Source organism: Streptomyces sp. NPDC001100 (assembly GCF_053598575.1).
This window is the reverse complement of the sequence record NZ_JBSFKO010000003.1, coordinates 66,400-92,433: the sequence shown is the minus strand read 5'-3', so window position 1 is coordinate 92,433 and position 26,034 is coordinate 66,400. Positions and strand designations below refer to the sequence as shown.

At 68.8% G+C, this 26,034-nt stretch carries 28 protein-coding genes; 22 read left to right on the top strand and 6 right to left on the bottom strand.

The window, feature by feature from the left end; genetic code table 11:
- Nucleotides 1-9: 9 nt before the first annotated feature.
- The 13 genes from ACWDEW_RS04855 to ACWDEW_RS04795 all read left to right on the top strand — a co-directional run bounded on the left by ACWDEW_RS04855 (nucleotide 10) and on the right by ACWDEW_RS04795 (nucleotide 10,825).
- Nucleotides 10-627: a hypothetical protein gene (locus tag ACWDEW_RS04855; protein ID WP_450509649.1), complete on the top strand. Its 618-nt coding sequence runs from the start codon at nucleotides 10-12 to the stop codon at nucleotides 625-627.
- A 204-nt stretch (nucleotides 628-831) separates the two neighbouring features.
- Nucleotides 832-2,322, top strand: a complete 1,491-nt coding sequence (locus ACWDEW_RS04850; RefSeq protein ID WP_450509647.1) for a DNA cytosine methyltransferase — start codon at nucleotides 832-834, stop codon at nucleotides 2,320-2,322.
- Nucleotides 2,323-2,353: 31 nt separating this feature from the next.
- A complete protein-coding gene (locus tag ACWDEW_RS04845; RefSeq protein ID WP_450509645.1) occupies nucleotides 2,354-3,085 on the top strand; it encodes a hypothetical protein in 732 nt (243 codons plus the stop codon).
- 464 nt (nucleotides 3,086-3,549) lie between these two features.
- Nucleotides 3,550-4,353 carry a hypothetical protein gene (locus ACWDEW_RS04840; protein ID WP_450509643.1) on the top strand — a complete coding sequence of 268 codons (804 nt, stop codon included), beginning with the start codon at nucleotides 3,550-3,552 and terminating at the stop codon, nucleotides 4,351-4,353.
- Between the two features lie 157 nt (nucleotides 4,354-4,510).
- Nucleotides 4,511-4,852: an HU family DNA-binding protein gene (locus ACWDEW_RS04835; RefSeq protein ID WP_450509641.1), complete on the top strand. Its 342-nt coding sequence runs from the start codon at nucleotides 4,511-4,513 to the stop codon at nucleotides 4,850-4,852.
- Nucleotides 4,853-4,913: 61 nt separating this feature from the next.
- Complete coding sequence (locus ACWDEW_RS04830) at nucleotides 4,914-5,414, top strand: hypothetical protein (protein WP_450509639.1); 501 nt, start codon at nucleotides 4,914-4,916, stop codon at nucleotides 5,412-5,414.
- Nucleotides 5,411-6,049 (top strand): hypothetical protein, encoded by a 639-nt coding sequence (locus tag ACWDEW_RS04825; protein WP_450509637.1) that lies wholly within the window; start codon nucleotides 5,411-5,413, stop codon nucleotides 6,047-6,049. Before ACWDEW_RS04830 ends, ACWDEW_RS04825 begins: the two co-directional genes overlap by 4 nt.
- 119 nt (nucleotides 6,050-6,168) lie before the next feature.
- Nucleotides 6,169-6,462 carry a hypothetical protein gene (locus ACWDEW_RS04820; protein ID WP_450509635.1) on the top strand — a complete coding sequence of 98 codons (294 nt, stop codon included), beginning with the start codon at nucleotides 6,169-6,171 and terminating at the stop codon, nucleotides 6,460-6,462.
- A gap of 83 nt (nucleotides 6,463-6,545) precedes the next feature.
- Complete coding sequence (locus ACWDEW_RS04815; RefSeq protein WP_450509633.1) at nucleotides 6,546-7,172, top strand: hypothetical protein; 627 nt, start codon at nucleotides 6,546-6,548, stop codon at nucleotides 7,170-7,172.
- Nucleotides 7,173-7,241: 69 nt separating this feature from the next.
- Nucleotides 7,242-7,544, top strand: a complete 303-nt coding sequence (locus tag ACWDEW_RS04810; protein ID WP_450509631.1) for a hypothetical protein — start codon at nucleotides 7,242-7,244, stop codon at nucleotides 7,542-7,544.
- 82 nt (nucleotides 7,545-7,626) lie between these two features.
- Entirely contained in the window at nucleotides 7,627-8,658 is a 1,032-nt protein-coding gene (locus ACWDEW_RS04805) for an N-6 DNA methylase (RefSeq protein ID WP_450509629.1), read from the top strand.
- Nucleotides 8,655-9,179: a hypothetical protein gene (locus ACWDEW_RS04800; protein ID WP_450509627.1), complete on the top strand. Its 525-nt coding sequence runs from the start codon at nucleotides 8,655-8,657 to the stop codon at nucleotides 9,177-9,179. The genes ACWDEW_RS04805 and ACWDEW_RS04800 overlap by 4 nt, the downstream gene beginning before the upstream one ends.
- Nucleotides 9,176-10,825 (top strand): DUF4192 family protein, encoded by a 1,650-nt coding sequence (locus ACWDEW_RS04795; protein ID WP_450509625.1) that lies wholly within the window; start codon nucleotides 9,176-9,178, stop codon nucleotides 10,823-10,825. The genes ACWDEW_RS04800 and ACWDEW_RS04795 overlap by 4 nt, the downstream gene beginning before the upstream one ends.
- Before the next feature lie 1,172 nt (nucleotides 10,826-11,997).
- Here the strand turns inward: ACWDEW_RS04795 and ACWDEW_RS04790 are convergent.
- Nucleotides 11,998-14,589: an MMPL family transporter gene (locus ACWDEW_RS04790; protein ID WP_450509623.1), complete on the bottom strand. Its 2,592-nt coding sequence runs from the start codon at nucleotides 14,587-14,589 to the stop codon at nucleotides 11,998-12,000.
- A gap of 141 nt (nucleotides 14,590-14,730) precedes the next feature.
- Nucleotides 14,731-16,035, bottom strand: coding sequence for a serine hydrolase domain-containing protein (locus ACWDEW_RS04785; protein WP_450509621.1), 1,305 nt, complete (start codon nucleotides 16,033-16,035; stop codon nucleotides 14,731-14,733).
- A 294-nt stretch (nucleotides 16,036-16,329) separates the two neighbouring features.
- Here ACWDEW_RS04785 and ACWDEW_RS04780 point away from each other — a divergent pair, with 294 nt between their 5' ends.
- The 5 genes from ACWDEW_RS04780 to ACWDEW_RS04760 all read left to right on the top strand — a co-directional run bounded on the left by ACWDEW_RS04780 (nucleotide 16,330) and on the right by ACWDEW_RS04760 (nucleotide 19,953).
- Nucleotides 16,330-17,667, top strand: a complete 1,338-nt coding sequence (locus tag ACWDEW_RS04780) for a sensor histidine kinase (RefSeq protein WP_450509620.1) — start codon at nucleotides 16,330-16,332, stop codon at nucleotides 17,665-17,667.
- Complete coding sequence (locus ACWDEW_RS04775; RefSeq protein WP_450509618.1) at nucleotides 17,652-18,296, top strand: response regulator transcription factor; 645 nt, start codon at nucleotides 17,652-17,654, stop codon at nucleotides 18,294-18,296. Before ACWDEW_RS04780 ends, ACWDEW_RS04775 begins: the two co-directional genes overlap by 16 nt.
- Nucleotides 18,297-18,378: 82 nt before the next feature.
- Nucleotides 18,379-18,609, top strand: coding sequence for a hypothetical protein (locus ACWDEW_RS04770; protein WP_450509616.1), 231 nt, complete (start codon nucleotides 18,379-18,381; stop codon nucleotides 18,607-18,609).
- 706 nt (nucleotides 18,610-19,315) lie between these two features.
- The gene (locus ACWDEW_RS04765) at nucleotides 19,316-19,549 is read left to right on the top strand and encodes a type II toxin-antitoxin system VapB family antitoxin (protein WP_450509614.1); all 234 of its coding nucleotides are present in this window, start codon (nucleotides 19,316-19,318) and stop codon (nucleotides 19,547-19,549) included.
- On the top strand, nucleotides 19,546-19,953 hold the full coding sequence (locus ACWDEW_RS04760) for a PIN domain-containing protein (protein ID WP_450509612.1): 408 nt from the start codon (nucleotides 19,546-19,548) through the stop codon (nucleotides 19,951-19,953). Before ACWDEW_RS04765 ends, ACWDEW_RS04760 begins: the two co-directional genes overlap by 4 nt.
- A 15-nt stretch (nucleotides 19,954-19,968) precedes the next feature.
- Here ACWDEW_RS04760 and ACWDEW_RS04755 read toward each other — a convergent pair whose 3' ends face one another.
- The 3 genes from ACWDEW_RS04755 to ACWDEW_RS04745 all read right to left on the bottom strand — a co-directional run bounded on the left by ACWDEW_RS04755 (nucleotide 19,969) and on the right by ACWDEW_RS04745 (nucleotide 21,486).
- Nucleotides 19,969-20,394: a hypothetical protein gene (locus tag ACWDEW_RS04755; RefSeq protein ID WP_450509610.1), complete on the bottom strand. Its 426-nt coding sequence runs from the start codon at nucleotides 20,392-20,394 to the stop codon at nucleotides 19,969-19,971.
- A 69-nt stretch (nucleotides 20,395-20,463) separates the two neighbouring features.
- Complete coding sequence (locus ACWDEW_RS04750; protein WP_450509608.1) at nucleotides 20,464-20,823, bottom strand: DoxX family protein; 360 nt, start codon at nucleotides 20,821-20,823, stop codon at nucleotides 20,464-20,466.
- Nucleotides 20,824-20,991: 168 nt separating this feature from the next.
- Nucleotides 20,992-21,486: a cupin domain-containing protein gene (locus tag ACWDEW_RS04745; protein WP_450509606.1), complete on the bottom strand. Its 495-nt coding sequence runs from the start codon at nucleotides 21,484-21,486 to the stop codon at nucleotides 20,992-20,994.
- A gap of 81 nt (nucleotides 21,487-21,567) precedes the next feature.
- Here ACWDEW_RS04745 and ACWDEW_RS04740 point away from each other — a divergent pair, with 81 nt between their 5' ends.
- Nucleotides 21,568-22,419 (top strand): LysR substrate-binding domain-containing protein, encoded by an 852-nt coding sequence (locus tag ACWDEW_RS04740; RefSeq protein WP_450509604.1) that lies wholly within the window; start codon nucleotides 21,568-21,570, stop codon nucleotides 22,417-22,419.
- Nucleotides 22,420-23,068: 649 nt separating this feature from the next.
- Here ACWDEW_RS04740 and ACWDEW_RS04735 read toward each other — a convergent pair.
- Complete coding sequence (locus ACWDEW_RS04735) at nucleotides 23,069-23,425, bottom strand: MarR family winged helix-turn-helix transcriptional regulator (RefSeq protein ID WP_450509602.1); 357 nt, start codon at nucleotides 23,423-23,425, stop codon at nucleotides 23,069-23,071.
- A 241-nt stretch (nucleotides 23,426-23,666) separates the two neighbouring features.
- Between ACWDEW_RS04735 and ACWDEW_RS04730 the strand changes: the two genes are divergently transcribed.
- Genes ACWDEW_RS04730 through ACWDEW_RS04720 form a run of 3 tightly spaced genes read left to right on the top strand, consistent with a single transcriptional unit; the run spans nucleotide 23,667 to nucleotide 25,949 of the window.
- A complete protein-coding gene (locus ACWDEW_RS04730) occupies nucleotides 23,667-24,317 on the top strand; it encodes a UbiX family flavin prenyltransferase (protein ID WP_450509600.1) in 651 nt (216 codons plus the stop codon).
- Entirely contained in the window at nucleotides 24,301-25,728 is a 1,428-nt protein-coding gene (locus ACWDEW_RS04725; protein WP_450509598.1) for a non-oxidative hydroxyarylic acid decarboxylases subunit C, read from the top strand. Before ACWDEW_RS04730 ends, ACWDEW_RS04725 begins: the two co-directional genes overlap by 17 nt.
- The gene (locus tag ACWDEW_RS04720) at nucleotides 25,725-25,949 is read left to right on the top strand and encodes a non-oxidative hydroxyarylic acid decarboxylases subunit D (RefSeq protein WP_450509596.1); all 225 of its coding nucleotides are present in this window, start codon (nucleotides 25,725-25,727) and stop codon (nucleotides 25,947-25,949) included. The genes ACWDEW_RS04725 and ACWDEW_RS04720 overlap by 4 nt, the downstream gene beginning before the upstream one ends.
- Nucleotides 25,950-26,034: the final 85 nt, after the last annotated feature.

The following is a 26,034-nucleotide window of genomic DNA, read 5'->3' as shown; positions in this document are numbered from 1 at the left end:
GGAGACCACATGACCGTCATCGCCGCACTGCCCGACCACAACCGCACCAACGACCCGCTGTGGAACCAGCTGTTCTTCAGCTACAACCGGATCATCACCCCGCTGCGTTACGCCGGCTGGGTCACCGACGTCGAGACCGGCGGCGGCGAATTCTTCGTGCGCGCCGATCTCACGGACGGCACGGAACTGATCATCGTCTCCGAACACAGCCTGCCCGCCGACTGCGCGGACGTGAACGGTTGGATCGCCATCCGCCGGGACGTGGGGAACCCGGACCGGCACACCGTCCTGTACGACTCCACGCCCAACGGCCCGCAGCGTCACCACCACAACAGCCTCATACCGCTGATGGCCCGCATCGACGGCCTCGACGTTCCCCGCCGCGCACCCCGGCTGATGGTCTCGTCCACGCACATCGCGCCTTACGGCCCCAGCCAGAACCAGAGCGCCGGGATCGAGGGAGCGGCCACCGCCATCGCCCGGTTCTCGGAATGGTCCCTGCGCCTGACCGGCCACGAGGGCTACCGCCGGGTCTGGCAGCGGCCCGAGCCCAGCACCTACCCGCTGGCTCTGTTCGAGAACGCCGGACACATCACCACCGTCCGTGTCACCCGGAGCGATGACTGACCGGCCGGGCCGCGTACAGCCCGCCACCACGGACGCGGACCGGTGACCTGGCTGCTGCTCGTGTGCGTCATCGGCCTGATGGCGTTCACGGCCCTCGGCATCGAGGACAGCCGCCACCACCGTGCGACGCGGTCCCGTCACAAGTCCTGACCGTAGGTCGCCCGGCCCACCGGGCCGGGCGATCACCTCTGGGAGATCACCATCGTGACCCGATCCGTCCACCTGTTCTGCGGAGCAGGCGGAGACGCCACCGGCCTGCTCGAAGCCGGATTCGACCCCATCCTCGGCATCAACCACTGGCAGACCTCGGTCGATACCTTCGCGCTCAACCACCCTAAGGCCGCAGCCCGTTGCGCCGACATCCAGAACTACCCCATGCGCTGGCTCCCCAAGGCTCTCGTGCTCTGGGCCTCGGTCATCTGCTGGGAGCTCAGCCCCGCCGGCGGGAGGAAGCGCCCCGACCCCATACAAGACGCCCTGTTCGAAGAGGAGGAGCAGTGGCGCGAACTGCCCCCAGAAGCCTTCGAGTTGACGCGGGTCACTGCTTGGTGCGTGCTGCGCGCCGCCGAGGCCAAACGCTTCCCCTGCGTCGTCGTGGAGAACGTCGTCGAGTTCGTCACCGGCTGGGGCCTGTTCCCGGAGTGGATCCGGTGCATGAAGAAGCTGGGCTATCGCGTCCAGATCGTCTCGGTGTCCTCCGCGCACATCGGCTCGGAGACCAACCCGTACGCCCCGCAGTGGCGCGACCGGGTCTATCTGGTTTTCACTCTCGCCGGGATACGCCGACCCGACCTTGCCCCGCGTCCGCGGGCGTACTGCGTTCACTGCGGGCGCGACGTTCGCGCCCGCCAGAGCTGGCGCGACCCGAAGGTGAAGGTGGGCAAGTACGGCCAGCAGTACGACTACCGGTGCCCGAACACAAGCTGCGGACATGCCCTGGTGGAGCCGTACGTCCGACCGGCTTCCGACGTGATCATGTGGGACGACATCGGCCAGCGCATCGGGGACCGTGACCGGCCGCTGGTGCCGAACACCATGCGGCGTATCGAGGCGGGACTGGCCAAGTTCCCTCACCAGCCGTCCGTCGTCACCCTGACGCACGGCAAGGACGGAAGCGACCGCGCGTTTGCTCCGGACACCAGGCCGCTGCCTGTCCGCACGGTCAAGGTGGGCGAAGCACTCCTGGTGCCGGTCGGCGGCTCGTGGAACGACACGGCCTCCTCGGTGGCCGAACCGATGCGTACCCGCATGACCCGCGAGAGCGAAGCCCTGGTCACCGTCGACCCGTTCATCGTGGAGTTCCGCAACAACTGCGACGTGGCGCCCGTCGACAACCCGCTCAGCACGCTGGCCGGGGCCCGGCACCACGGCTTGGTGGTACCCGATGGCGCTGCCGGTGACCGGGCCCGCAACACCCTGGTCATCCCGTACCGCAAAGCCGCCCCGAAGACGGCGGCTGAACCGTTGCACACCCTGTCGACCCGGGCCTCGGCGGCTGTCGTGCGCAGCGCGCCCGCCGTTATGGACTGCCGCTTTCGCATGCTCCAACCCCGCGAGCACCTGTCGGCCCAGCGGTTCCCCGAGACCTACCAGGTCGTCGGTAGCAAGGCCGCCCAGACGCAACAGGCCGGCAATGCCGTGTCCGTCAACGTCGCCCGCTGGATCGGTGAACGCCTCATGCCCGTCCTCGCCTGACCCACCCCTACAAGAAAGAGACACCCCTGCCATGACATCCACCACGCATGAAGACCTGACACTGCTCGCCGAGCAGCGCCGTCAACTGGACGCCCAGGGCAAGCGCATCGCACAGGCCTACTGCCTCGCGGTGCTCGACCACGTCAGCGCGAAGATCCGTGCCGCCTGCCCCGAGGCGGTCTACGTGACATTCGCCTTCTACAGCACGCGGACCCTCGACCTGCACGCTGTGTTGGGTGCCCAGACCAGCCCGCTCGGAACGTGCCCCGAGCTGTGGAACAACCGCGAAGGCGCCCAGGAGCATCCGCTCGACTACATCGCGGACGAGATCGAGTCCGACGTACAGACCGCGCTCGCGCCCTACCTCTCTCCGGCATGGGCTTCGGTCCACCGCAACTCGGCCTCCGAGGGAAACTCGTGGCTGCTGGAGCTGCCACCGGTCGACCGGGTAGCGCGGGTGGCCGAACTGGTGCGTGAGCGTCACCCGGAGGCAACCGCAGTCATTGTCGACGGCCGCAGGTCAGGGGGCCGGATCATCGAGGTCCTCGAAGGTGTCGCCGACGACGGCACGCAGATCCGAGCGCCGCGTCCGAGGTGGACGCCGTCCTGCGACACCCGCCTCACCCGGATCCTCGCCCAGGTGCTCTCCATCCCCGCGCTGGCCGACCGACACCTGATGCCCCTGCCCAGCGACTACGTCCACCCGCACGGCGTCAGTACCAGCGATCAGACGCACCTGATTCCGTTGCCGCCAACCGCCTAGCCCACGGCAGGCGGAGCAGATGAGCGGCAATGGGTGGGTCGCCGCGGCTCCCTGCGTGGGGGACGACCGCTTCACGTTCGACGAGACGGCGGACGCAGCCCCGACGGAGCCGCTGGTCCTCTCGCTCCTCTCCGTCTGCCGGAGCTGTCCGTTCCGAGCACGCTGCGTCGAGCTGGTCCTGCCGAAAGCAAGCCTGTTCGACGGTGTGTGCGGCGGCCGGTACTGGCGCAGCGGGCAGATCCTCGCCACCTGCGGAGGCGCGAGCCCAGACGAGCTGCACGAGCGCGTGCGGCGCCCGATACGTCACGGCACCGAAGCCGGAGCCCGTGCTCACAACCGACGCGGGGAGCGCGCCTGTTCCCTGTGCAGAGAGGCCGGACGGCTCGCCCAACGGGCGCGCCGAGCCCGCAAACGCGCTTCAACGACCTGAACACCAACTCCTACAACTCCTGCGGAGACCCATCATGTTCACCCTTCGGGCCGACACCCTGGCGGCCATCCTCGACCAGGTCGCCCCGCACCGCTTCCCCGTGGACGACGACGCCCATGACCACGATGTCCTGGTTCTCGACTCCACCCCCGGCTACCTTCACGCGGCTGCGTGCAGTGACCGAGCCCTTGCGGTCGCCCGGACCGAGATCGCGGGCGATGTGTGGACGGCACCGATTGCCTACGAGGACGCCGCTGCACTGCGCGGCTGGTTGGAGTCGTCGGACACCGTCACCGTCGAGCACGTCACGGCTGACGGTCACCACCGGCTGAGGTTCACCGAAGGAACTGCCCAGATCACGGTCCCGGCTGCTTCCAACGCCAGCCTCCTGCCGTGGCGCTCGCTGCTGCGCGTCATGCTCGGAGCCCGTGATGACGGCTCGGTGTATGGGCGGCCTGTCCAGCTCAGTGCTGACGACCTCTCCAGGTGGCTGAAGGCAGGCCAGCATGGCGAGGCCATCGAGTTCCATTCCCTGGGGGCCGTCGGCACCCTGGTGACGGCCGGACCCAACTTCCTCGGCCTCCAGGTGCCGGGCACCGGGGACGGTCCGGTGCCCGGCGAGGGATGGTCCCCGTCGCTGCGCACCCGCAGGTTCTTTTCCGCAGGACGCCTCCTCGAGGTGGGGGCCCGGTACGCGGACCTCACGGGAACGGTGTGGACGGTGCCCGCACGCCCCGGTGCCGGCGAGGAGCCGTATCTGGTCTCCGCCGACGCTGTGGTCCTGCCGATCTCCCAGGTACTCGCGATCGGAAAGTTCCTGATCCGTCTTCCCGACTGACAAGAGATAGATGACATTCATGAATCATTTCTCACACACGTGTGGGAGTGCGTGTGACGACACGGACCCCGGCCTAGGGCTGGGGCCTCTTCCCTCCGCGTGGCGCGCCCGCCCCTCGACTACCGCGCTCCAGCTCCTGAATCGAAAGGAACCCGAAGTGAACAAGGCCCAGCTCGTCGACGCGGTCACGCAGGCCACCGGCGATCGCGCCCACGCGACCCTCGCCGTCGAAGCCGTCCTCGACGCCATGGTCCGCGCCGTCGTCGCCGGTGAAACCGTCTCCGTCACCGGCTTCGGCAGCCTCACCCCCGAGATGCGCCCCGCCCGCACCGCCCGAAACCCGCAGACCGGGCAGCCCGTGGAGCTCACCGCCCGCCGGGTCGTGAGGTTCCGCCCCGGTGTGCGCTTCAAGCAACTGGTCGCGGGCGGCCGGGTGATGCCTGACTCCGGCATCTGCATCCGGAAGGACCCGAAGACCCCCAAGCCCGCCCGCCCGTAACCACCGTGCATCGGGGCCGCCCCGGCCAGTGCCGGGGCGGCCCCGCGAAGGAGTCCGACCGATGAACGACCGATCCGTGGGGGTCGAGATCGACGCCACCGCAAAGTGGCTCGAAGAACGAGGCATGCACGGCGCTGCCCGCCTGCTGCTCCGCGTCGCCCGCCAGAGGGACGACGCCGTGCAGCAACTCGGCCTGCACCCCGCATCACCCGTACACCGGACCGGCCATGCCGAACGCGCCGCCCCGCGAGACCTGGACGCCGCAGCTGAAGCGGCCATGCTGCGCACCGAGTTGGCCCGCTTCCAGGCCCTGGCCGAGCGTGCGGGTTGGGTGCGCGAAGCGGATGCGAATCGCCTCTGGCGCTGGCGCGACGGTTGGTGGGAGTTGGGCCGCCGCCGCAGGAACCCGAACGACGGCTACCACGACACCGGCTGGTACCTGTGGGGCCCGGTCGGCAGCTACGAGGGCGAGTGGACCGACCGCCGCAGGGAGCCTGCGATCGCCGAGGCCGAGCGGCTGATCACCAAGCACCGTGCGGCGACCGGTGAGGGCGCCCGGTGACCGCCGAACTCCAGAGCGCCCCGGTGACCCTGCCCAGCGTCCAGGCGACGGGGGAGTGGCAGCCCTGCGTCGTCGGTCTCGACCTGTCGCTGACCTCGACGGGCATCGCCGGAAGCGATTGGGCGCGTGCCTTCCGGCCCGGGCGCCGCCGCAGCCATGAACGGCTGGACTGGCTGCTGGCGGCGGTCGCGCTCAACGTGAAGGTCGGCACGGACAGTGCGGACCTGGTGGTGGTCGAGGGGGCCGCGTACGCCCAGGGCGGGCAGGCCGGCCATCACGAGCTGGCCGGCCTGTGGTGGCTGGTCACCCAGTACCTGTGGCGGTGCCGCATCCCGTACGCCGTCGTGACCCCGCACGGCCGCACGATCTACGCGACCGGCCGCGCCAACCCCGCCCTGGACTACCCGCGGAAGGACCGCGCCCGGGTCGCGAAGGGCATGGTGCGCGCGGTGGCCGTCGAGCGATACGGCGTCGAGTGCGACGGGCCCGGCCGCTACGACCAAGCGGACGCCGCGATCCTCGCCGCGATGGGGCTCGACTGGCTCGGCTATCCCACCGTGCCGGTACCCGACTCCCACCGCCGCGCGCTGGAGGCAGTCCGTTGGCCCGACCTCATTCCCGCATCAGCGAATTAGGAATTGAATTGCGGAAATTAAATGCGCATAAAAATGCCTGGAACTTGCTTCTAGGGTATTTGCCATTAAGATATAAGTAAGAAGTTCGGAAAAGCCGAACCAAAAAGAAAGGTGAAGAAATGAACCTTCCTTACACGGAACTCCCCAACGGAAGGGCCCAGGTCGAGGAGCAAACCCTCCTCACCGCCTTCACCGAAGGCAGCGTCGAATGGGACCTGGCCAGCGACGAGCGGTTCTCCCTCTTCACCCACCACAACGTCACCTGGACCGTGGTCAACGCCAACCTCCTTTCCACCGTGACCGCGCGGGAGAACAACGGCGGCCCCCACATCACCCGCATCATCGGCCGCCCCCTCACCCTCAAGGAGCAACAGGTCATGGCCACGGTCCTCCTCCACCACGGCGCCCCGTAACCAACACCCCTCACCGCACAGCGCCCCCGGCCAACGGCCGGGGGCGCACCCATACGCGCAAGCGTCCTCTTGGAGACCACCGCATGACCTACACCCGAGGAATTCAGACCCTCGCCAACCACATCGGTACCGAACCCGAATACGTCGCCCGCGCCCTGCGCACGGCATCCCGCGCCCACGCGGTCATACGCGCCAACCAGTTCCAGCACATGACCGACGAGCAATTCCGGCGCCTCATGGGCAGCGACCGCCATGTTGTCGCCGTCGTCGCCAACCTCGCCCTGCGCTTCGCCGGGCGCATCGAGGACGCGCTGCTCCTCATGGACATTTACCACGCCAGCCAAGGCGCAAAGCCGCCCCGGCAGGTCATCCGCAAGGGCGTCGGAACGCTCCCCGAGCACCACGACCACCCCCACATCCAGCAGGCCATCCGCATCCTCGACGCCGCCGGACTGCCGCCCATCGTCACCGACGGCACCCGCGAGCTGCGCCCCGGCTTCCAAGTCTTGCCTGCCTGCGACGCGTTGCCCGGATGGATCTTCATCGCGCCCGACCCGGACTGCGGCGACCGCACCGGCTTCGCCGGCGGACCGCTCGGCTACCTCGCCGTCATGCGCTGGGCCGGATGGGGCGTCATCACCGAACCCATGCCCTCCGGACTGTGGGCCGTCGTCCACCCCGACCACCGCAACGACCCCTTCCCCTCCTGACCGCACCCGACCCGCTCCCGGTCGGCGTGCGCGGGCCGGGAGCGGCCGCCCCAGAAAGGCCAACTGCACGTGAAGTTCCCGGTAGACGACGACACCCTCACCGCGTGGTCCTCCCTCCTGGGCCTCACCGAAGAACAGAGGGTCAGCACTCTCACGGAGATCGAGAAGACCCTGCGAGTCGGCTATGACCACCGCCCCGTGGCGCTTGAGCACTTCAGCTTCGAGGAGCTGGTCGCCGACATGGGCGTCGACGAGCTGGCCCTGATGTTCCTGGTCACCGGCCTGCGCCAGACCGGACACCCCGAAGCGGCCGAAGCCGTCGAGATACGAGCCGCCGTGGCCCAACTCCAGGCCTGTCGCGAGGCCGACTGAATCCCGACGCCTCAGTCCCACTGCCGCCCCGGCCGCGCCCCGCGCACCGGGGCGGCCTCACGCGCGCATCCAGAGGAACCCCATGCCTGACGACGACATATTCCTGCCGCGAGCCGCCGCGCCCGCCGCGGCCCGGACCGCACCCAGCTGGGCGAAGAAGAAGGCCCCGCCCAAATCGAAGGCGGCTGTACGCCCCGCCAAGACCACCTGGCGCAAGGCCCTCGCCCCGCGCGACCCCCACGACCATGCCCGCAAGATCGCCGAGAACGTCATGGACGCCTGGTACCAGAGCCACGGCGGGAGCAGCATCGACGTCCCCCTCGGCACCGTCGCCGCGCTCGCGCTCCTGCGCCAGCCGCCGGACACCGGCACCGGTCTCGCCGACTGGGTCTTGGGTCGCCAGCCGCACGAACTGCCCCAGCTCTTCAAGGAGATCTACTTCGGCCACTGGATCAACCGCCCCGACCTCATCAACCGCGCGATACGCCTGCACGACTGGGCCTGGAACCCCGATCCCGACAAACAGCAGCTCCGCGCCGTCCACGCCGTCACCCGCGCCGCTATCAACACCGGCCTGATGGACCTCACCGGCCACGACGACGTCTGGCGACGCTCCGAGGCCGACGTCCTCAGCCCCCTTCTCACCGGCCTCCGGCACAAGAGCGACAAGAAGTGGCGCGGCGAGTACCACACGCCGGCATGCATCACGGACCTCATGGCGAACATCACCATCGACAAGGACTTCGCGGAGCCGGGCATGTCCTTCCGTGAACCCGCCGTCGGCTCGGGGACGATGTTCCGCTCCGTCGCCGTCCGCCTGCGCGAACTCGGCCTCGATCCGCACGACTTCCATTGGTACGGCAACGACATCGACTCGCTGTCGGCCGGATGCGCCGCCGTCAACGCGATCATCTGGGACCTCGGCCCCCGCTGCCTCATCGGCTGCGCCGACTCCCTCGCCCCGGACGACGACTACGCCAAGACCCGCGCCGAAGCCCTCGAAGCCTTCGAGGAGCGCGACCAGTACCTGGGCACTGCCCACTCGCTCGTCGCTTTCCGCCGCGCCTTCGACCTGGTCGACGAGCTGATGCCCAGCACAGAGCCCGTCGCATGACCGGCACCTTCGACCGCCCAGGCAAGACGCCCGTCGTCCGCCGCCGACGCCCGGCCTTCGCCGAGCCACGCGACGAGATCGACGTACCGCCCCTCGACCAGATCGCCCCACCCTTCGACCCGCCCTGGCGCAAGGAGGACACCGACACCCCCGACCGCAAAGCCCTCTACCGCCATCCCGACGGCCACAGCGTCGGCCTGCGCATCCAATCCCGCGGCTTCGCCATCCAGACGTGGATCACCGCGGGCCCCGACCTGCCGCCGATCCCCGACGGTGCGACCCCCGCCGAGCAGGCCGAGGCACAGGCGGCCCGCGACGCCCGGCTCCAGCCCGGCCGCAACTGGCACGCCGTCCTCAACACGCGCACCAGTAAGGCCCTCGCCGCCGACCTTGGCGCACTTGTCCGCGACCACCTGCTCCCCGCCCTGACGAACAAGCCGCGCGGCATCCCGGCGCCGCCCCCGCCCGCCCGTATCGGGCAGTCCGACCCCACCCCGACCCCTGAGGGAGACCCGAAGTGAGCCCCGACAACACCGTGCAGGTCACCAGCCTGCCCAACCTCGCCGAGATCCTGCCGTACCTCCTCGGGCACTACCCGGACGACAGCATCGCCCTCCACGCCCCCGGCCCCAACTTCATCGACGGCCCGACCATGACGTGCCCCTTGCCCGACGACCCCGCCGAATGGCAGGCCGCCGCCGAACTCACCGCCCGGCAGTTCGTGGCGTACGCCCACGACATGAGGCACGATCCCGGAGAGGGCGTCGTCGTCTACCTTTGCCGCGAGCCGCGCGCCGACGAGACCCCGTGGGACACCGCCGCGCTCCTCGCCCCCGTCGCCGACTGGCTCACGACAGCCCTCGGCCGGCAGCGCGCCGAAGTACTCCAGACCATCGGTCTCGTCGCGAACCGGTGGTGGGCGTTCGAGTGCACCACCGAAGGGTGCTGCGAGGGCCAGCCGCTTCCAACTGCCGATGACCCCACCAGTGTTGCGGCACAGATGACGCGCCTCGGCCGCACCCCCGGCCCTCGCACCCGCGACATCGTCAAGGAGTTCCGGGCGGCAGCCCCGACCGACACCGACTTCCTCAAGCAACTGGACGCCGCCATCGACCAGTTCAATGTCCGATGCGAGACCAGCGTCGGACGCGACGCCACGCTCACCTCGACGTGCGCCCAGATCGACGCGGCCCTGAGCCAGTTCCAGGCCGGAGCGACCGCCCTCAACCGCGCCTTGACCACTCAGCTCATCGTCGGCCTGCACGACGACGGCGCACTGGAGGCCGGTATGGCGCACGCGGAGGACGACGACCTTCCCCACGCCCGACGCCTGTGGGCCTACCTCGCTCGGCACTGCGCCGACCCGTTCACACAGGCGGCCGCTCCCGCGCTGACTCTGTACGCCTTCGTCGCCTGGCGGCAAGGCGACCTCATCGCCGCCCGGCTAGCCCTCCGGGACGCGCTCACCGCCGACCCCGACTACGAGGTAGCCGTCGGCATACACCTCGGCACCATCGATGGCGAGGACCCCCGGGACTTCCTCGCTTCCGCCCGCGAGAGCCGCGACCGCCGCATGGCGCACGTCCAGCACGCCGTCCAGGTCGCCAGCGAGTACCGACCCGTCACCGACAGCACGGCGGACCGCCACCGCGAAGCCCTCGACGCCGCCACCGACTACTACACCGCGCAGGCCAGCACCTACCGCGGACAGCTCCTTGCCTGCTACGGGACGATCGACATCATCCGCGGAGCCCTGACCGACTTCCGCAACGGCTCACCGCAGCTCATGGACGAGATCGCCGCCCGCATCATCCTCGGCGTTCAAGATCCCGAGACGCGCTATGCCGCGCTGTCCACCGGCGACGAGAGCGAACTCCCCACCGAGCGGCAACTGTGGGGTCACCTCGCCCGGCGCTGCGTGCCCCCGCACACTGACAAGGCCCCGCCGCTCCTGACCCTCCTCGGCTGGGTCGCCTGGCGGCAGAACGACACCGTCACCGCCAACCACGCCTTCTCGGACGCCCTCGACATCGATCCCGACTACAGGCTCGCCAAGCACATGCTCGACGGCATTCGCACCGAGCACGACCCGGCCGCGTTCTTGGCGATCTACCGCGAGGCAGCACAGCGGTTCACCGAGGGCCGCGCCGACCTCGACAACCTCTGATCCCCACGGCGGCCCCGGCAGCTTCGCCGGGGCCGCTCCCAACCCGGAGACATCTCATGCCTACGCCTCCCGGCGCACCGTCCGGAACGGGGAGCTGCGCGTTAAGCTTGAGTACGGCGGCTGACCTGCGAAAAGCCGCTCGGCTCCACCCTCGGGCACAGGGGGTGGGAGCCCACTCCGCCGGTAAGGCACTCCGCTGCGCGAGAGTTCTACCGTGTGATTCTCCCCTTGGGTTGACCTGCCGTGACGCGTGAGATCTCGGCCGCGGTTGCGCCGGGGAAGCCCCGCGAGGGGATCCCTAGGGGACGTGCAGGGGACGGAAGGATCTGGAAAGACTGGGAAACCCAGAGCAAGACCCGAACCGATCTACGTCTCTGACCTGCGAAAACAGGAAGATCGAGGCAAGATCAGGAAGCGGCCGGAAGATCCTCAAAGGACTCATAATCCGTCGGCCGTGGGTTCGAGTCCCACCCGCCCCACCTGTGCAGGTTCTTGACCTGCGGAAACGTTTGTTTTTGGGTGTTGGAGCGTCAACTCTGCCTGAGCGGACTGAATCCGCTGCTCGTGGGTTTGGAGTCCGGCGGTGCTCGGGAAGTTCGAACCCCTCTGACCTGCGGTGAAGCAGGTGGCCGAGGTTGTCTTTCGCGGTCCGGGCGGCTGCCCTGAGGGCCGATACCAAAACCAGGTGCCGTACAGGGGCCGTACAGGGGCCGGGACGCCGCGGCGGTGTCCAGGCCGACGGTGTCTCCGGGCCGTTGGCGCACCTCTGGGATCAGTCATGGGCCACCCGGCTCGATCAGGAAAGTCGCCCGTCGGACCGGACTGCGGTTCACGACTTGTACTGGCCGTAGCGGAGGGCGGTCGAGTTGGCCGCTCGCCGCGTTTCGTAGGACACCGGGTTGGACGGCTCGTGAGGTTTCTGCCGCCAGGCGAGCCTGGCGGAGCACCGGCGGTCTGTGACCTGCGGCCGTCGTCGGCCGCAGCTCGGTTGGCTGCTGGAGAACGAGAAAGGCGTGTTGATTCGGCGCCGGCTCCGGACGAAGTCACAGATGCCGGCGTGGCGCGAGGTGTCGGCCTGGTCGGTGGACCACAAGCGCATCCGTAGGGCATTGGCGTACCGTCTCCGGTTTGCTCGGACAGGGGACGTCGGGGCTGACCGGCGAATTCGTCGGTCAGCGGACAGAGTCGGTCGGGGCCGGGCCTGTCATGGCGTCGGCCCGGGGTGCGACGTCCTGCAGGGCGATGCGGGCATTCGCGCTGCGGACCTGGTGGGGCAGGGTGAGCGCGTCGGCCAGCCAGCCCAGCCCGCAGATGCCGAGAGTGCACAGGTGTAGCAGCCCACGGCCGGTCCTGCCTAGATAGAAGTGGTGAATGCCGAACAGGCCGAGGAAGAACCACCAGAGGTACGCCACAGCGACCGACTTCGGAGCACGCGGTGTGCTGTCCTGTCGTAGCGGCGGCGCGGGCCTGGATGGCGGTGACATCACCGCCGGTCGGCCCGTGGTCGTCGGCAAGCCTGTGTGGTGAGGGTTCGCCGTCCGCTCTGCCCGAGGGGCCCCCGCGGGCACGGGGACGAAGGGGACGGGTTCGCGGGAGGGGGTGCCCTCGATGGACACGCGCGGCAGGATCCGCTCCAGCCAGGCAGGCAGCCACCAGTTCGCCCGTCCGAGCAGGTGCATCAGTGACGGGACCAGCACGGTCCGCAGGACGAAGGCGTCGATCGCGACGGCCGCGGCCAGTCCCACGCCGTACTCGGCGATGACCCGTTGCCCGCCGAAGACGAAGGCTGTGAACACGCAGATCATGATCAGGGCGGCGGCGTTGATCAGCCGACCGGTCTCGGCCTGACCGATCCGGATGGCGCGGTGGTTGTCACGGGTGTGCTCCCACTCCTCGTGCATCCGGCTGACCAGGAAGACCTGGTAGTCCATGGACAGGCCGAAGAGGATCGCCAGCATGATCACCGGAAGCTCGGCCTCCACCGGCCCGGCCTTTCCCAGGCCCAAAAGTTCGGAGCCCCATCCCCACTGGAACACGGCGACGACGACTCCGAAGGACGCGGCCGAGGCGAGCAGGTTCATCACGGCGGCGGTCAGCGGCACCAGGACGCTGCGGAAGGCGACCATCAGCAGCAGGCAGCCGAGTCCGGCGATCACCCCGAGGAACAGTGGCAGCTTGCCCGCCAGCAGATCCGCCAGGTCACCGGAGGCGGCTGTGGTGCCACCGACGTAGACCGTCAGACCGCTTCCCCGCTCCGCGGCGGGGACGACGTCCTTGCGCAGGTGGGTGATCAGGGTGCTCGTGGCCTCGTCCTGCGGCGCGCTGGTCGGCACCACGTCGATGACGGACAGTCCTGTCTTCGCGGTGACCGGCTCGGCCGTTGCCGATGCCACCCCGGGGGTGCTGCGCACGGCCGAGATCAGCCTGTTCAGGGCTGGCGCGTCGCTGGGCGCGCTCAGCTGCGCGACCAGTACCAGCGGGCCGTTGGATCCGGGGCCGAAGCCCTGGGCGAGCAGGTCGTACGCGGCTCTGGTGGTGGTGCCCTTCGGGTCGTTTCCGGCGTCCGAGGTACCCAGGCGCAGCGACAGCGCGGGCAGCGAGAGGACGGCGACGACAAGGAGCGCGGCCATGGCGAACAGCGTCCTGTGGCGTTCGACCTGCTCGGCCCAGCGGCCCCGGGGCCTTGCCGTTCTGTGCGGCTGCGGGTGCACGGGCGGGTGACCGGTCCCTGGGTTCCGGGTGGTCGCGGCTCGCCGCTGACGCCTGTTCAGGAGTCTGTCCCCGAAGAGGCCGAGCAGGGCCGGCAGCAGGGTCACCGCCGCGATCATCGTGGCCAGGACGGCCGTCGCGGCGCTGATCCCCATCGCGCTGAGTGGGCCGATCCGCAGGACGAGCAGGCCCAGGAGGGCGGTGACGACGGTGAGTCCGGCGAAGACCACCGCCCGCCCGGAGGTGTTGAGGGCGCGTACGGTTGCCTGCTCGGGTGTCAGGCCGGTCTGCAGGCCGGTCCGGTAGCGAGTGACGATGAACAGGGCGTAGTCGATGCCGACTCCGAGCCCGATGAGGGCCGCGACCGTCGGGGCGTCGGTGCCCAGGGTCATCACGTGCGAGGTCAGCCCGACGGCGAGCAGTCCGGCGCCGAGCGCGGCGATCGCTACCAGCAGGGGCACGAGCATGCCCAGCAGTGAGCCGAAGGCGACGAAGAGGATGACGCCGGCGGCGACCAGCCCAATCGCCTCGGTGCTCCGCGTCTTGCCCTCAGCCGCGGAACTGATGGCCTCGCCGCCGAGTTCCACCCGCAGATCCGCGTCACGCGCAGCCCGGGCGGTGTCGATCACCCCGGTGATGTCGGCGGCCGGTATCCGTTCGGCCTGCGCGTCGAAGGTCACCGTCGCGTAGGCGGTCCTGCCGTCCTCGCTGATCCGGGGTGCTCCCGCAGGGCCGTACATGCTGGTCACCGAGGCGACCGAGGGCAGAGCCGCGACCCGGTCCAGCATCGAGGTCACCCTCCGCCGGACGGCGGCGTCCCGGATCGACCCGTCGGGTACGTGCACCACGATCTGGTCGCTGTCTCCGGCCTGCCGGGGCTCGGACGCCTGGAGCCGCGCCTGCGCCTTCGACGACTCCAGCCCGGGCAGGCTGAACGCGTCGGAGTAGCTGGTGCCGAGCGTCGCGTACGGCACGGCGAGTGCGACCAGTAACGCGGCCCAGATCCCGACGACGAGGAGGCGGTGCCGGAAGCACCATCTGGCTAGTGCGGACATGGCTGTACAACCTTCTTTGCGGTGCGGGGAGTTGTATAGGAAAGCGGGAGGCGTGTGGAAGGCGCGTGGAATGGGACGGTCGGCACGCACCGGTCGGGGCGGCTGCGTCTGTCCGCCAGGGCACGCGGGTGCGGCGAGGTCTCAGGAGCCGGTCGGCGCGGACGCGGGCGCGGCGGGGAGCGGCTTGTCGAGCATGGTGCAGACCGCGGCGTTCAGCAGGGCCTTGCCGGCGGAGCCGGTCCTCGGCACGGCCAGGCCGAAGATGGTGGTGGCGAGGACCGAGACGGTGCGTTGTCCGGTGGCGTCCGTGTAGTCCCAGCTGGAGAAGCCGGGGGCCTGGCCGTCATGGCCCCAGACAGTGCCGCAGGGGGTGACCACCCGCTCCAGACCGAGCCCGTACCGGTTCGGATTCCCGGACTCCTCGGCGACGGTGGTGCGCATCTCCTTCAGCTGGGCTGGCGGCAGGAGCTTGCCGGACATCAGCGCGGTGTCGAAGCGGGCCCAGTCCCGCGCGCTGGAGACCATGGCGCCGGCGGCCCACTCGGTGCTGTTGTTGATCCACGTCGTGTCGACATATCCCGCGGACCGGGCCGGGCCGGCGAACGCGGTCCCGGCGGGCGCGTAAGAGGGGAGCAACGGGGCGAGGCGGGCGGCGTCCGGTTCGTAGCCGTGGGCGAACGCGGGACTCTTCGCAGTGTCGGCGCCGGTCACCAAATAGGTGTTCTTGAGGTGGAGCGGACCGGCGATCCGCTGCTGTACCAGGTCGCCCAGGGTGTGTCCGGTCACCTTCTCGGCGATCAGACCGAGCGCGAGATAGCCTGTGTTGCTGTAGGAGTACTTCATACCGGGAGCGAACAGCGGGTCGTGTCGGACGGCGGCGGCGAGCACCTCCTGAGGGGTCCAGAGCCTGGTGTCCTGGCCGGTGAACGCCTTGAGCACGTCTGGGTCCTCGGTGTAGTCGAACAGGCCGCTGGTGTGGTTGAGCAGCATCCGCACGGTGATCGCGGCCCCGTTCGGGATGAGGCCGGGCAGCCACTCGCCGATCGGGTCGCTCAGCTTGAGCCGGTGTTCGGCGACCAGTTGCAGGACCACGGTGGCCACCATCGTCTTGGTGTTCGAGCCCATCCGGAACTCGTCGTTCGCGGCCACGACGTGGTCCGCCTTGCTCCAGGAGGCCTGCCGGACGATCTCGGTCGGCCGCCCGTGGCCCTTGTCGACCCGGACGATGACCCCGGGCACTCCGGCGTCCACGGTCTGCTGGGCGAGCGCGGTCAGCCGAGCCTCCTGGGCTGCCACCACGCCCGGCCGTCCGACAGGGGTGTGGGAGGTGCCCTGTGCCGCGGCGGACGTCTCGCAGGCCGTGAGCGAACCCGTCAGTACCGTGGCCAGGGCCAGCGTCAGGTATGCGCGCCGAGCGCGGCGCGGGTAGGGAGTGTTCCGGGGCATGAAGTGTCCTCCTGGACGTGGGGAATGGGGAATGGGGCGGTCGAACGTGGCGCATGGGTCGGATCGGGTCAGGCGATGACCGCGTCCACGTGGGGCCTGCCGCACCACGCCTTCCGACCACTTCAGCCTCCCGGCCACGGGGGCGAAGGACACGGGTGCTGGGCCCCCGAGATGGTGGACATAACCCCAGTGCGGGGAGCCGGGTCGGTCGGTCATCATCAACTTCCGGCCCGTGATGGTGGCCTGGCGTCGACGGTCGGTCGACGCGGCACCGATGCACGATGATGGAGCGCGATGACCTACTCCGACGAGCGCCAGTTCCCTCGTGGCACACGGCAGTCGGAGGAACGTCCCGCGACCGGCGTCGCCCCGCGCGCCGGGCTCGCCCTGCGGGTGAGCCTGCTGGGCTGGTCGCTGGTGCTGCTGCTCGGCGCGGTCCTGGGTTTCGGCCTGCTCACACTCTGGAGCACTTCGATCGCAGTCGTCGCGCTCGGGGCCGGTATCCCGCTGATCCTGCTGTTGACCGTCCTGGTGCGCTGGTTCGCCGACCTGCACCGCCAATGGGCCGCCGACCGACTCGGTGAACCGGTGGCCCGGCCCTACTTGCCGACACCCGACGGTGGTTGGCCGGTGCGGCTGTGGGCGATCGTGCGTGACCCGGCGACCTGGCGGGACTGGGCCTGGCTGGCGGCCAACTCGATCACCGGGTTGTTCACCTACGGGCTGTCGTTCCTGTTCTTCCTCTGCGGCGTCTTCTACCTGAGCTATCCGCTGCTGTACGCGCTGACCCCTCCTCAGGTGTTCCGCACGCCGCTGGGCAACGGCTTCCAGCTGCACAGCGTCCAGGAGTCGTTCGCGCTGGTCCCGCTCGGCCCGGTGTTCCTCCTGCTCTGGTACACCACCGCCGTACGGCTGGCGAACCTCAACGCCCTGGTGATCCGCTCCCTGCTGGCACCCACTGCACAGGCACAACTACGTTCCCGAGTAGCGCAGTTGGCCGCCTCGCGGGCCGAGACCGTCGACACCCAGGCGGGCGAACTACGCCGGATCGAACGGGACCTGCACGACGGCGCACAGGCCCGGCTGGTGTCGCTGGGCATGAGCCTGGGCCTGGCCGAACAACTCCTGCCCGACGATCCGCAGGCCGTCCAGCACCTGCTGGCCGAGGCCCGCGCATCGACCTCCGACGCCCTGGCCGAACTGCGGGACCTGGTACGCGGCATCCATCCGCCGGTGCTCGCGGACCGCGGCCTGGACGGCGCCCTGAAGGCCCTGGCGCTGGCCAACCCGATACCGACGACAGTGGTCACCCGCCTGCCTGGACGGTTGCCCGCGCCGGTCGAGTCCGCTGCCTACTTCGCCGTCGCCGAGGCCCTGACGAACGCCATCAAGCACGCCCGGGCCCGGCACGTCCGGATCACCGTGGAGTTCACGCCCCAACCGGGCACGGCGGCGGGGCTGCTGACGATGCGGGTGTCCGACGACGGCCGCGGCGGGGCCAGCCTTGACGGCGGCACCGGCCTGCGGGGCATCGCGCGCCGCCTGGCGGCCTTCGACGGCACCCTGACCGCCGACAGTCCGCCCGGCGGACCCACCGAGATAAGGATGTCGCTGCCGTGCGCATCGTCATAGCCGAAGACCTCGCCCTGCTCCGTGAGGGCCTGATCAGGATCTTCCAGGCCAACGGCTTCGAGGTCGTCGACGCCGTCGACAACGGCCCCTCGCTGATCCGGGCACTGACGACCCATCGGCCCGACGTCGCCATCGTCGACGTACGGCTGCCCCCGACCTTCAGCGACGAGGGCCTGCGCGCCGCGATCGACGCACGCAGACAGCTCCCCGGCCTGCCCGTCGTGGTGCTCTCGCAGTACGTCGAGCAGCTGTACGCCAGGGAGTTGATGTCGGACCGGGCCGGGGCCGTGGGCTATCTGCTGAAGGACAGGGTCATGGCCGTCGACCAGTTCGTCGCCAACGTCCGGCAGGTCGCCGCCGGCAGTACGGTCATGGATCCCGACGTGGTCGGCGCCCTCCTCACCCACCGCTCGGCCGACCCCCTCCTGCTGGAGCTGACCCCGCGTGAGCACGAGGTGCTCTCGCTGATGGCCCAGGGCCGCTCCAACGCCGCCATCGCCGGCCGGATGTTCGTCAGCGAGAAGACCGTCAGCAAGCACAGCTACAACATCTTCACCAAACTCGGACTCGAACCGTCCGAGGACGACAACCGCCGGATCCTGGCCGTCCTCGCCTACCTGCAAGGCTGAGCCACCACCGCCGTCAGCCACCAGGGGTGTGGGAACGCCTCAGCCGGTGACCCACCGCACGTATGTCGAGGAGGAGCGGGTCATGACGTCACGCGTCGCCTTTTGTCGCTCCTCACGTGACGTCAAGAAGGTGTGCAGTGCCCATGGTGCCTGGGCGGGCTGTACGTGGCTGGTCGCGGACGTCGTGTTGAGTGACGCGGGCAGCGAGCGGGTTGAGTGGGCCGTCTGTGCCCGCTGGCTCAAGGAGAACTCCGACGCATACGTTTGGCTGCAGCGGCACTCCGTCGAAGCGGCCGAGCTGGACGCAGACTGATTCCGGTCCTGTAGCTCGGGCTCTGTGTATACGCGTTGCTCGGTGAAACTGCTCCCAGAGGTTCCGCCCTGGCACCCTGGGGTGGAGTCTCTGCGCGTTGGAAGGGGAATCCGCTGCGCGTGGGTTCGATTCCCGTCCTTGAACTGGTGCGACCGTCCGCTATCTCGTCGGCGCGATCTTGCCGGGCCTCATTGAGGCCGAGTTGAGGCCGCGAGGACAGGAACAGACCGGCAGGGGCTGACTAACCCCAACACGGATAACTGTATCTGAGCTGCGAAAACGTCATGGATGGGCGTTGATCGGCAAGGGGCGCCAAGATCCTCGAAGGACTCATAATCCGTCGGCCGTGGGTTCGAGTCCCACCCGCCCCACCACTCGCTACGCGAGCAGAATCGATCTGACCGGCAACTTCGCTGGAGGGTCGGGCGAGTTGAGGATCCTGGCGACCCCGTCGCGGTCATGATTTCATGATCGTCTGGACGGATTCTGGATACCGATTCCGGTCAAGTCGGGCATGGCGCCTATGCGGTATTTCGTGTCGACGTCGAGCAGGTCTTCGGTGCCTCGACCCGTGGCGGGAAGAGGTCCATGGGAACGCTCCGACACCCAGCGCACTTGCCTCGCGTGGTCTGTCTGTGATCGATGACTGCGCCCAATGTTGGTGATGTATCTTGGGTGCATACATCGTGGATGTTGGAGGTGTCCGATGTCCGTCACGCAGATTGATCTCGACGACGAGGCGCTGGCCGAGGCCATGCGGCTCATGGGTGTCACGACGAAGAAGGAGACCGTCAACGCGGCCCTTCGGGACTACGTGGCGCGGTTCAGGCGGCTTGAGGCTGCGGAGAAGCTCGCCGCGCGGGGTGCGCGTGGTGAGTTCGAGCAGGCTGCGGCGGCGCATGACGCGGAGAAGCGTGCGCGACGCGAGGCCTTCGAGTGATCACGTATCTGGTGGACACCTCGGCTCTGTGGCATCTGTTTCGCACTCCAGGTGCGTTGCGTCCCTGGGAGGGACACATTGCTGCCGGGGTGTTCCATCTCTGCGAGCCGACACGGGCCGAATTTCTCTACTCGGCAACCAGCCCTGCCCACCGGGACGAACTGGCGGAGGAGTTGGACGCGCTCTGCTTGCTCGCTCCGGTTCCGAAGAATGCCTGGCGTTGGGTCGACACCGCCCAGTACAAACTGACCCAGCAGGGTCAGCACCGAACGGCTGGGGCGATCGACCTGTTGGTGTGTGCGACAGCTGTGCACCATGGGCACACTGTCCTCCACGTGGACAATGACTTCGTGACGGTGGCCGGAGTGCTCAAGGAAGTTCAGCAGCGGGACGTACGAGCCTGATCTTCTGGAGCCGGTTCACTTGGTCGGTCCTCTGAGCGCGGCCGTCGCACCGTCCAGATTCGCGAGCCGTGCGGCAAGGGTGGCCTCCGCGAGCTGGGTCGGCAGTGCCGCGCTGAAATTGAGGCCATTCAGCGCACGCGCGTCCACTGCGGGAAGGCACAGTTGATCGGCTGACTCCGAAACGGCCTTCCTCCATTCTGCGGGCGTCACGTCCTCGCGAAGCCGGATGCAGACGTCCGTCGGCCGCTGGAGGGGATCGGCGATCGTGGTGAGTGTGGCGGCCAGGGTGGCGTTGGCTCGGTAACCGGCCCAGGTCCACCAGCGCACGTTGGTGTCACGTCCGCCCCTTATGACCACCGTCCCGTCGGGGTGGACGAGTTCCGAGCTGCTCTCGCGTGCCCCACCGCGCAGCGCGTGGACGGCGGCGTGTTCGATGTTCATGAGAAGTGACAGCGGCCGTGAGGCGGCTGGCCGAGCAGTCGCCTCCGCCGGTCGAGGACTGAGCCACGGTCACAGCCTGGTGGCCAACCAGACGGTCACGGCCGCGGTGGCGGTGAGTGCGACATTGAGTGTGATCCGGCGGTCTTCTCCGGTCAGGTGAACGGCGATCGCACCGGTCTGCAGAAGTACGAAGCCGATGGCTGCGGCCGACGCCAGCCAAGGCGCGGTACCGGTCAGCGGTGGTAGGACCAGACCGGCCGCGCCGAGTATTTCGACCGCCCCCAGCGCCCTGACGGCGGGCAGGGGAATACGGTCGACCCAAGCCATCATCGGTCGGAGTTGATCGCGGCTGCGGATCACCTTCAGCGTGCCTGCGTAGAGGTAGAAGAGCGCGAGCAGTCCCGCGATGATCCAGTAGGCGATGTTCATGGTTTCCGTTCACGGGGCCCCGGTTCGCGGGGTTCGATTGCGTCGAGTGCCAGGGAAGCCCCTGGAGACGGCCGGTCCGTCGTCCGAGGGGTTCGGACGCGAAAGGCGGGAGCGCCACGGCCCCAGAGGCCGAAAGGAGGGCGGCCGGGCCGTTCCGTCCCGCCGACTTCAGGCGAGGTCGGTCGCGGGCTGTGTCGCGTAGCGGCTCATTGTGTCGATGTTGGCCTGTGGCGTCAGCGGCTGTCCGGATGCGAGCACCTCCTGAAGGTCTCGGAAGTACTGCACATACAGGTCAGGGGTGAATGTGCTGAGCATGACGGCGGGTTGGTCGGTCAGGTTGGCGAAGGTGTGCGGGGTGCCGGGCGGAACCATGACGAGCGTCCCCGCGGCGGCGTCGTAGTCCTCGTCCCCGACGGTGAACCGCACGGTGCCGGAGAGGACATAGAAGCCCTCGTCGTGTTGGCCATGGCGATGCTGCGGCGGGCCCTGCGTGTGCGGGGCGAGGACGGACTCGGCGATCGCGAGGCGGTGCCCGGTGTGGCTGCCGTCCTCCAGAACGCGCATGCGCGTGGCGCCCAGAACGATCGTCTCGCCGTCGTGGGGACCCACCACCGATACGGCGGGGTCGGCCTGCGGCTCGCTGGTCTTCGCTTTTTCGGTCATGGTCACGAGTGCACCGCCGGGACCTCGCCGGTGTCCAAGACCGATTCAGCGGAGCCGATACCTCATGGGTATCGTTGCAGCGTGGAGCTACGGACCTTGCGCTACTTCGTGGCGGTCGCCGAGGAACTCCACTTCGGCCGGGCCGCCACCCGACTGCATATGAGTCAGCCGCCGCTGAGCCGGGCGATCAAGCAGTTGGAAGCCGAGGTCGGGGCCCTGCTCTTCGCCCGCTCGACCACCGGCGTCACGCTCACTCCAGTGGGCGCGGTGCTGCTCGACGAGGCGCGAGCCCTACTCGACCACGCCGACCGCGTCCGGGTACGTGTGAGCGCAGCAGCCGGCGTCGCGACTATCACCGTCGGCATCTTGGGCGACGGCACCGACCCGGGAGTGGCCAGGCTGGCCGCGGCCTACCGCCGAAACCACCCCGGAGTCGACATCCGCATCCGCGACACCGATCTGACTGACCCGACGTGCGGACTGCGCGCTGGACTGGTCGACGTCGCCCTCACCCGGGCACCGTTCGACGAGACCGCCCTGACGGTGCATGCGCTGCGGACCGATCCGGTCGGCGTGGTCCTGCGCGCCGACGATCCGCTGGCCCGCCGCGATGAGCTGCGGCTGGCCGAGCTGCGCGACCGCCGGTGGTTCCAGTTCCCGCAGGGCACAGACCCCATCTGGCAGTCGTACTGGAACGGTGGCAGGCCGCGGGAGGGACCAGTGGTGCGCGCCGTCCAGGAATGCCTGCAGGCTGTGCTGTGGAACGGCACGGTCGGCCTGGCCCCGCTCGGACACGACCTGCCCGCGGAGTTCACCGTGGTGCCGCTGATCGACATGGCGCCGAGCCGAGTGGTGGCGGTGTGCAACGAAGGAGACACCAACCCGTTGACCCGATCATTCATCAAGATCGCGACAGCCGCGTACCGCCACTGAGGATCGGCAAATGGCGCTGCCGCAGCTCGTGAACAATTCGAACGCTGCAGCCCTCGTGACCGCCTCCGGAAATGGTGAATATCTGCTGTCGCTTCTCTTCTCGTGAACAAAGCCAGGCGTCGGTCGCACAGAAGTCGGCGGTCTCGGTGGCTGTTGGCCGGCGGGGCTCTGGCCGCGGCGTCGGTCTCGCTGTGAACGCTTGTCACGCCCAATGGCGCGACGGCCGCGACGGCGCCGGCGGCGCAGGAGGTCTGTCGTGGTCTGGGGATCCGTATGAGCCTGCCTCGTCTCTCCGCCCGCATGGGCCGAGTCCGTGCCACGCTGGTCGCCCTGGGCGCCTGCCGGACGGGACGTCCCTGAGAGAGCTGCGCGGGCGGCGCAAGGGTGAGCGGGTGTTTGTGCGCGTGATCGAGTTTCTCCGTCAAAGGCGCCGAGACCGGCATCAGCGAACTCTTCGCGCTGATCACGACCCTGACTGACCACTGAAGACCGCGATCCGCGGGACGCACGCCGTGGACGGCTCGCACGGGAAGGTCTGGCTGCACATGGGGTGACAGACGGAGAGGACCTCAACTGTTGTTCTCGGGCTCGTCGTTGGGATAAAGCCTCCGTGTCGGCTCGGCCCCCGGCCCACCCCGGCGAGGGAACCTCAGGGTGCAGTCCCGTGTCCCTGCAGGGTGAGCATCTTGGCGAGCAGACGGTTGAGTTCAGTTCTCTCGCTCCGGGTCAGTGATGCCGTCATGGCCTCTTCCACCTGGACTGTTACGGGCAGTGCTTCGTTGAGGGTGCTACGGCCTTCCGGGGTGAGGTGTACGAGCTTGCGGCGCCGGTTGGCCGGGTCGACGGCCGCATGGATGAGACCGGTGCGGTCCATACGGTCGATGAGGTAGCCGCAGGTCGACTTGTCGAAGCCGCCGCGTTCCCCGATGGTCTGCTGGTCCAGCGGCTGCTCGACGGCGAGCAGGGCCAGGACGGCGAGCTGGGGCGATGTCAGACCTCCAGGCATGGTGCCGGACCAGAGCGCCACGAAGCGTTGATTGGCCCGTCGCAGCAGGTGACCTGTCGCTTTGAGCGGGTCGAGAGAGCCAAGCCCCGCCCCGCCTGGCCTGTTCGTCTCCTGCATGTCCAGCCCTTCACTTCTGCGCATCGGCATTTGCGCTTCACGCTTCCTCGCCCTACCTTAGTCCAAGCACGGACATTCCGTGTTCTTACATTCCGAGTGTGGAGTGTTGCTCGAAGGAGGGCCGATGCGACTGGTGGTAGGCATGACCGGTGCCACGGGCGCGATCATCGGCATACGGCTGCTGGAGGCGCTGCGCACGCTCGACGTGGAGACCCATCTCGTGCTCAGCCAGTGGGCCAGAGCCACGATCGAGATGGAGTCCGACTTCTCCGTCCGCGATGTCCGTGCGCTTGCCACGCGGACCTACGGCCCGAAGGACCAGGCCGCCGCCATCTCCAGCGGATCGTTCCGCACCGACGGCATGATCGTGGCTCCGTGCAGCATGAAGACGGTGGCCGCCATCCGCATGGGATACGGCGAAGGGCTCATCGGCCGGGCCGCCGACGTCACCCTCAAGGAACGTCGCAGGCTGGTGCTGGTACCCCGTGAGACGCCGCTCAGCGAGATCCACCTGGACAACATGCTGACCCTGTCCCGGATGGGCGCCTCCATCGTGCCGCCCATGCCGGCCTTCTACCACCGCCCCGAATCCGTCGACGAGATCGTCGACCACACGGTCGCGCGGCTGCTGGACCAGTTCGACCTGGAACTGTCCGACACTCCCCGCTGGGAAGGCCCGCCGCCTCGGAGGAAGGCTCCCGCCACCCCAAGCCTCATCTGCACCGAGGGAGACGCACCCGCCTCCCGGGAGGTATCTCATGCAAGCGCCCTATGACGATCTGCGCAGCTTCCTGAGCGCGCTCGAAGCCGACAAGCAGCTGCTGCGCATCGACCGTCAAGTCAAGCCCGAGCCCGATCTCGGCGCTGCCGGCCGTGCCGTCGCCAACCTCGACGGCAACACGGCACCGGCCCTGCTGTTCGAGAACATCAAGGGCTTCAGCGACGCACGCGTCGCGCTCAACGTCCACGGCTCCTGGGCCAACCACGCACTGATGCTCGGCCTTCCCAAGGAGACCTCCCTCAAGGAGCAGTTCTTCGAGCTCGGTGACCGCTGGCAGAAGTTCCCTGTGCCGGTCGACCGCCGCACCGAGGCACCGTGGCAGGAGATCAGCATCTCCGAGGACATCAACCTCTTCGAACTGCTGCCGGTCTTCCGCCTCAACCCCGCCGACGGCGGCCCGTACATCGACAAGGCAGCCGTCATCACCCGCGACTCCGCAGACCCGGACAACTTCGGCAAGCAGAACGTCGGGATCTACCGCATGCAGGTCAAGGGACCCGACCACCTCGGCCTGCAGTCCGGCCCCCCGCACGACTTCGGCCGCCACATCATGGCCTCCGACGGCAAGAAGACCGGCCTGCCGATCGCCATCGCCATCGGCAACGACCCCATCCTGTCCCTGGTCGCCAGCACCCCGCTGGCCTACGACCAGTCCGAGTACGAGATGGCCGGCGCCTGGCGCGGCGGCGTCCCCTACCCGATCGTCAAGGCCCCGTACACCGGACTCGACGTGCCCTGGGGATCCGAGGTCGTCCTGGAAGGCGAGGTCATCTACGGGGACCGCGAGTTCGAAGGCCCCTTCGGCGAGTTCACCGGCCACTACTCCGGCGGCCGCGCCCTGCCCGTCGTCAAGGTCCACCGCGTCCACATGCGCCGCAGCCCGATCTTCGAACACCTCTACCTCGGCCTCCCCTGGACCGAGATCGACTACCTGATGGCGCTCAACACCTCCGTGCCGATCCACCGGCAGCTCAAGGAGGCGTTCCCCGAGGTCCAGGCCGTCAACGCCATGTACACCCATGGCATGGTCAACATCATTTCCACCAAGGTTCGCCACGGCGGGTTCGGTCGCGTCGTCGGCCTGCGCGCGCTGACGACCCCGCACGGCATCGGGTACTCCAAGCTCGTCATCGTCGTGGACGAGACCGTCGACCCGTTCAACCTGGAACAGGTCATGTGGGCCCTGTCCGTGAAGTTCAACCCGCAGCATGACGCCATCAGCATCCCGCGGATGTTCGGCAACCCCCTGGACCCTGCGAGCGATCCCCAGGGAATCACGACCCGCCTCGTCCTGGACGCCACGACCCCCAGGTCCCCGGACATCCGCGGTGAGGACGACCAGCTCATCACCCCCTACCCGGAGACCGCCGACTGGGAGCGCACCCTCAAGGAGATGCTGCGATGACCGCCGTGACCACACCCCACATCTGCCCCCGCTGCAGCTCGCCGGACATCAGCCTGGTCGCCGAGTCGCCCCTCCTCGGGCAATGGGTCATGCGCTCCTGCTCCCGGTGCTGGTACGCCTGGCGGTCCACCGAACCCGCCGCCGCCACCGACCCCGACGCCTATCCCGAAGACTTCCGCATCACCCCCGACGACATCCAGCACGCCCCGCGTCTCGTCTAGGGCGCGTATCGAGTCGTGATCATCGGGCGTGACGCCGGCGTGCAGCCCCCGAACCGCCGACAGGTCCTGGGCCGTTGCGGCAGGG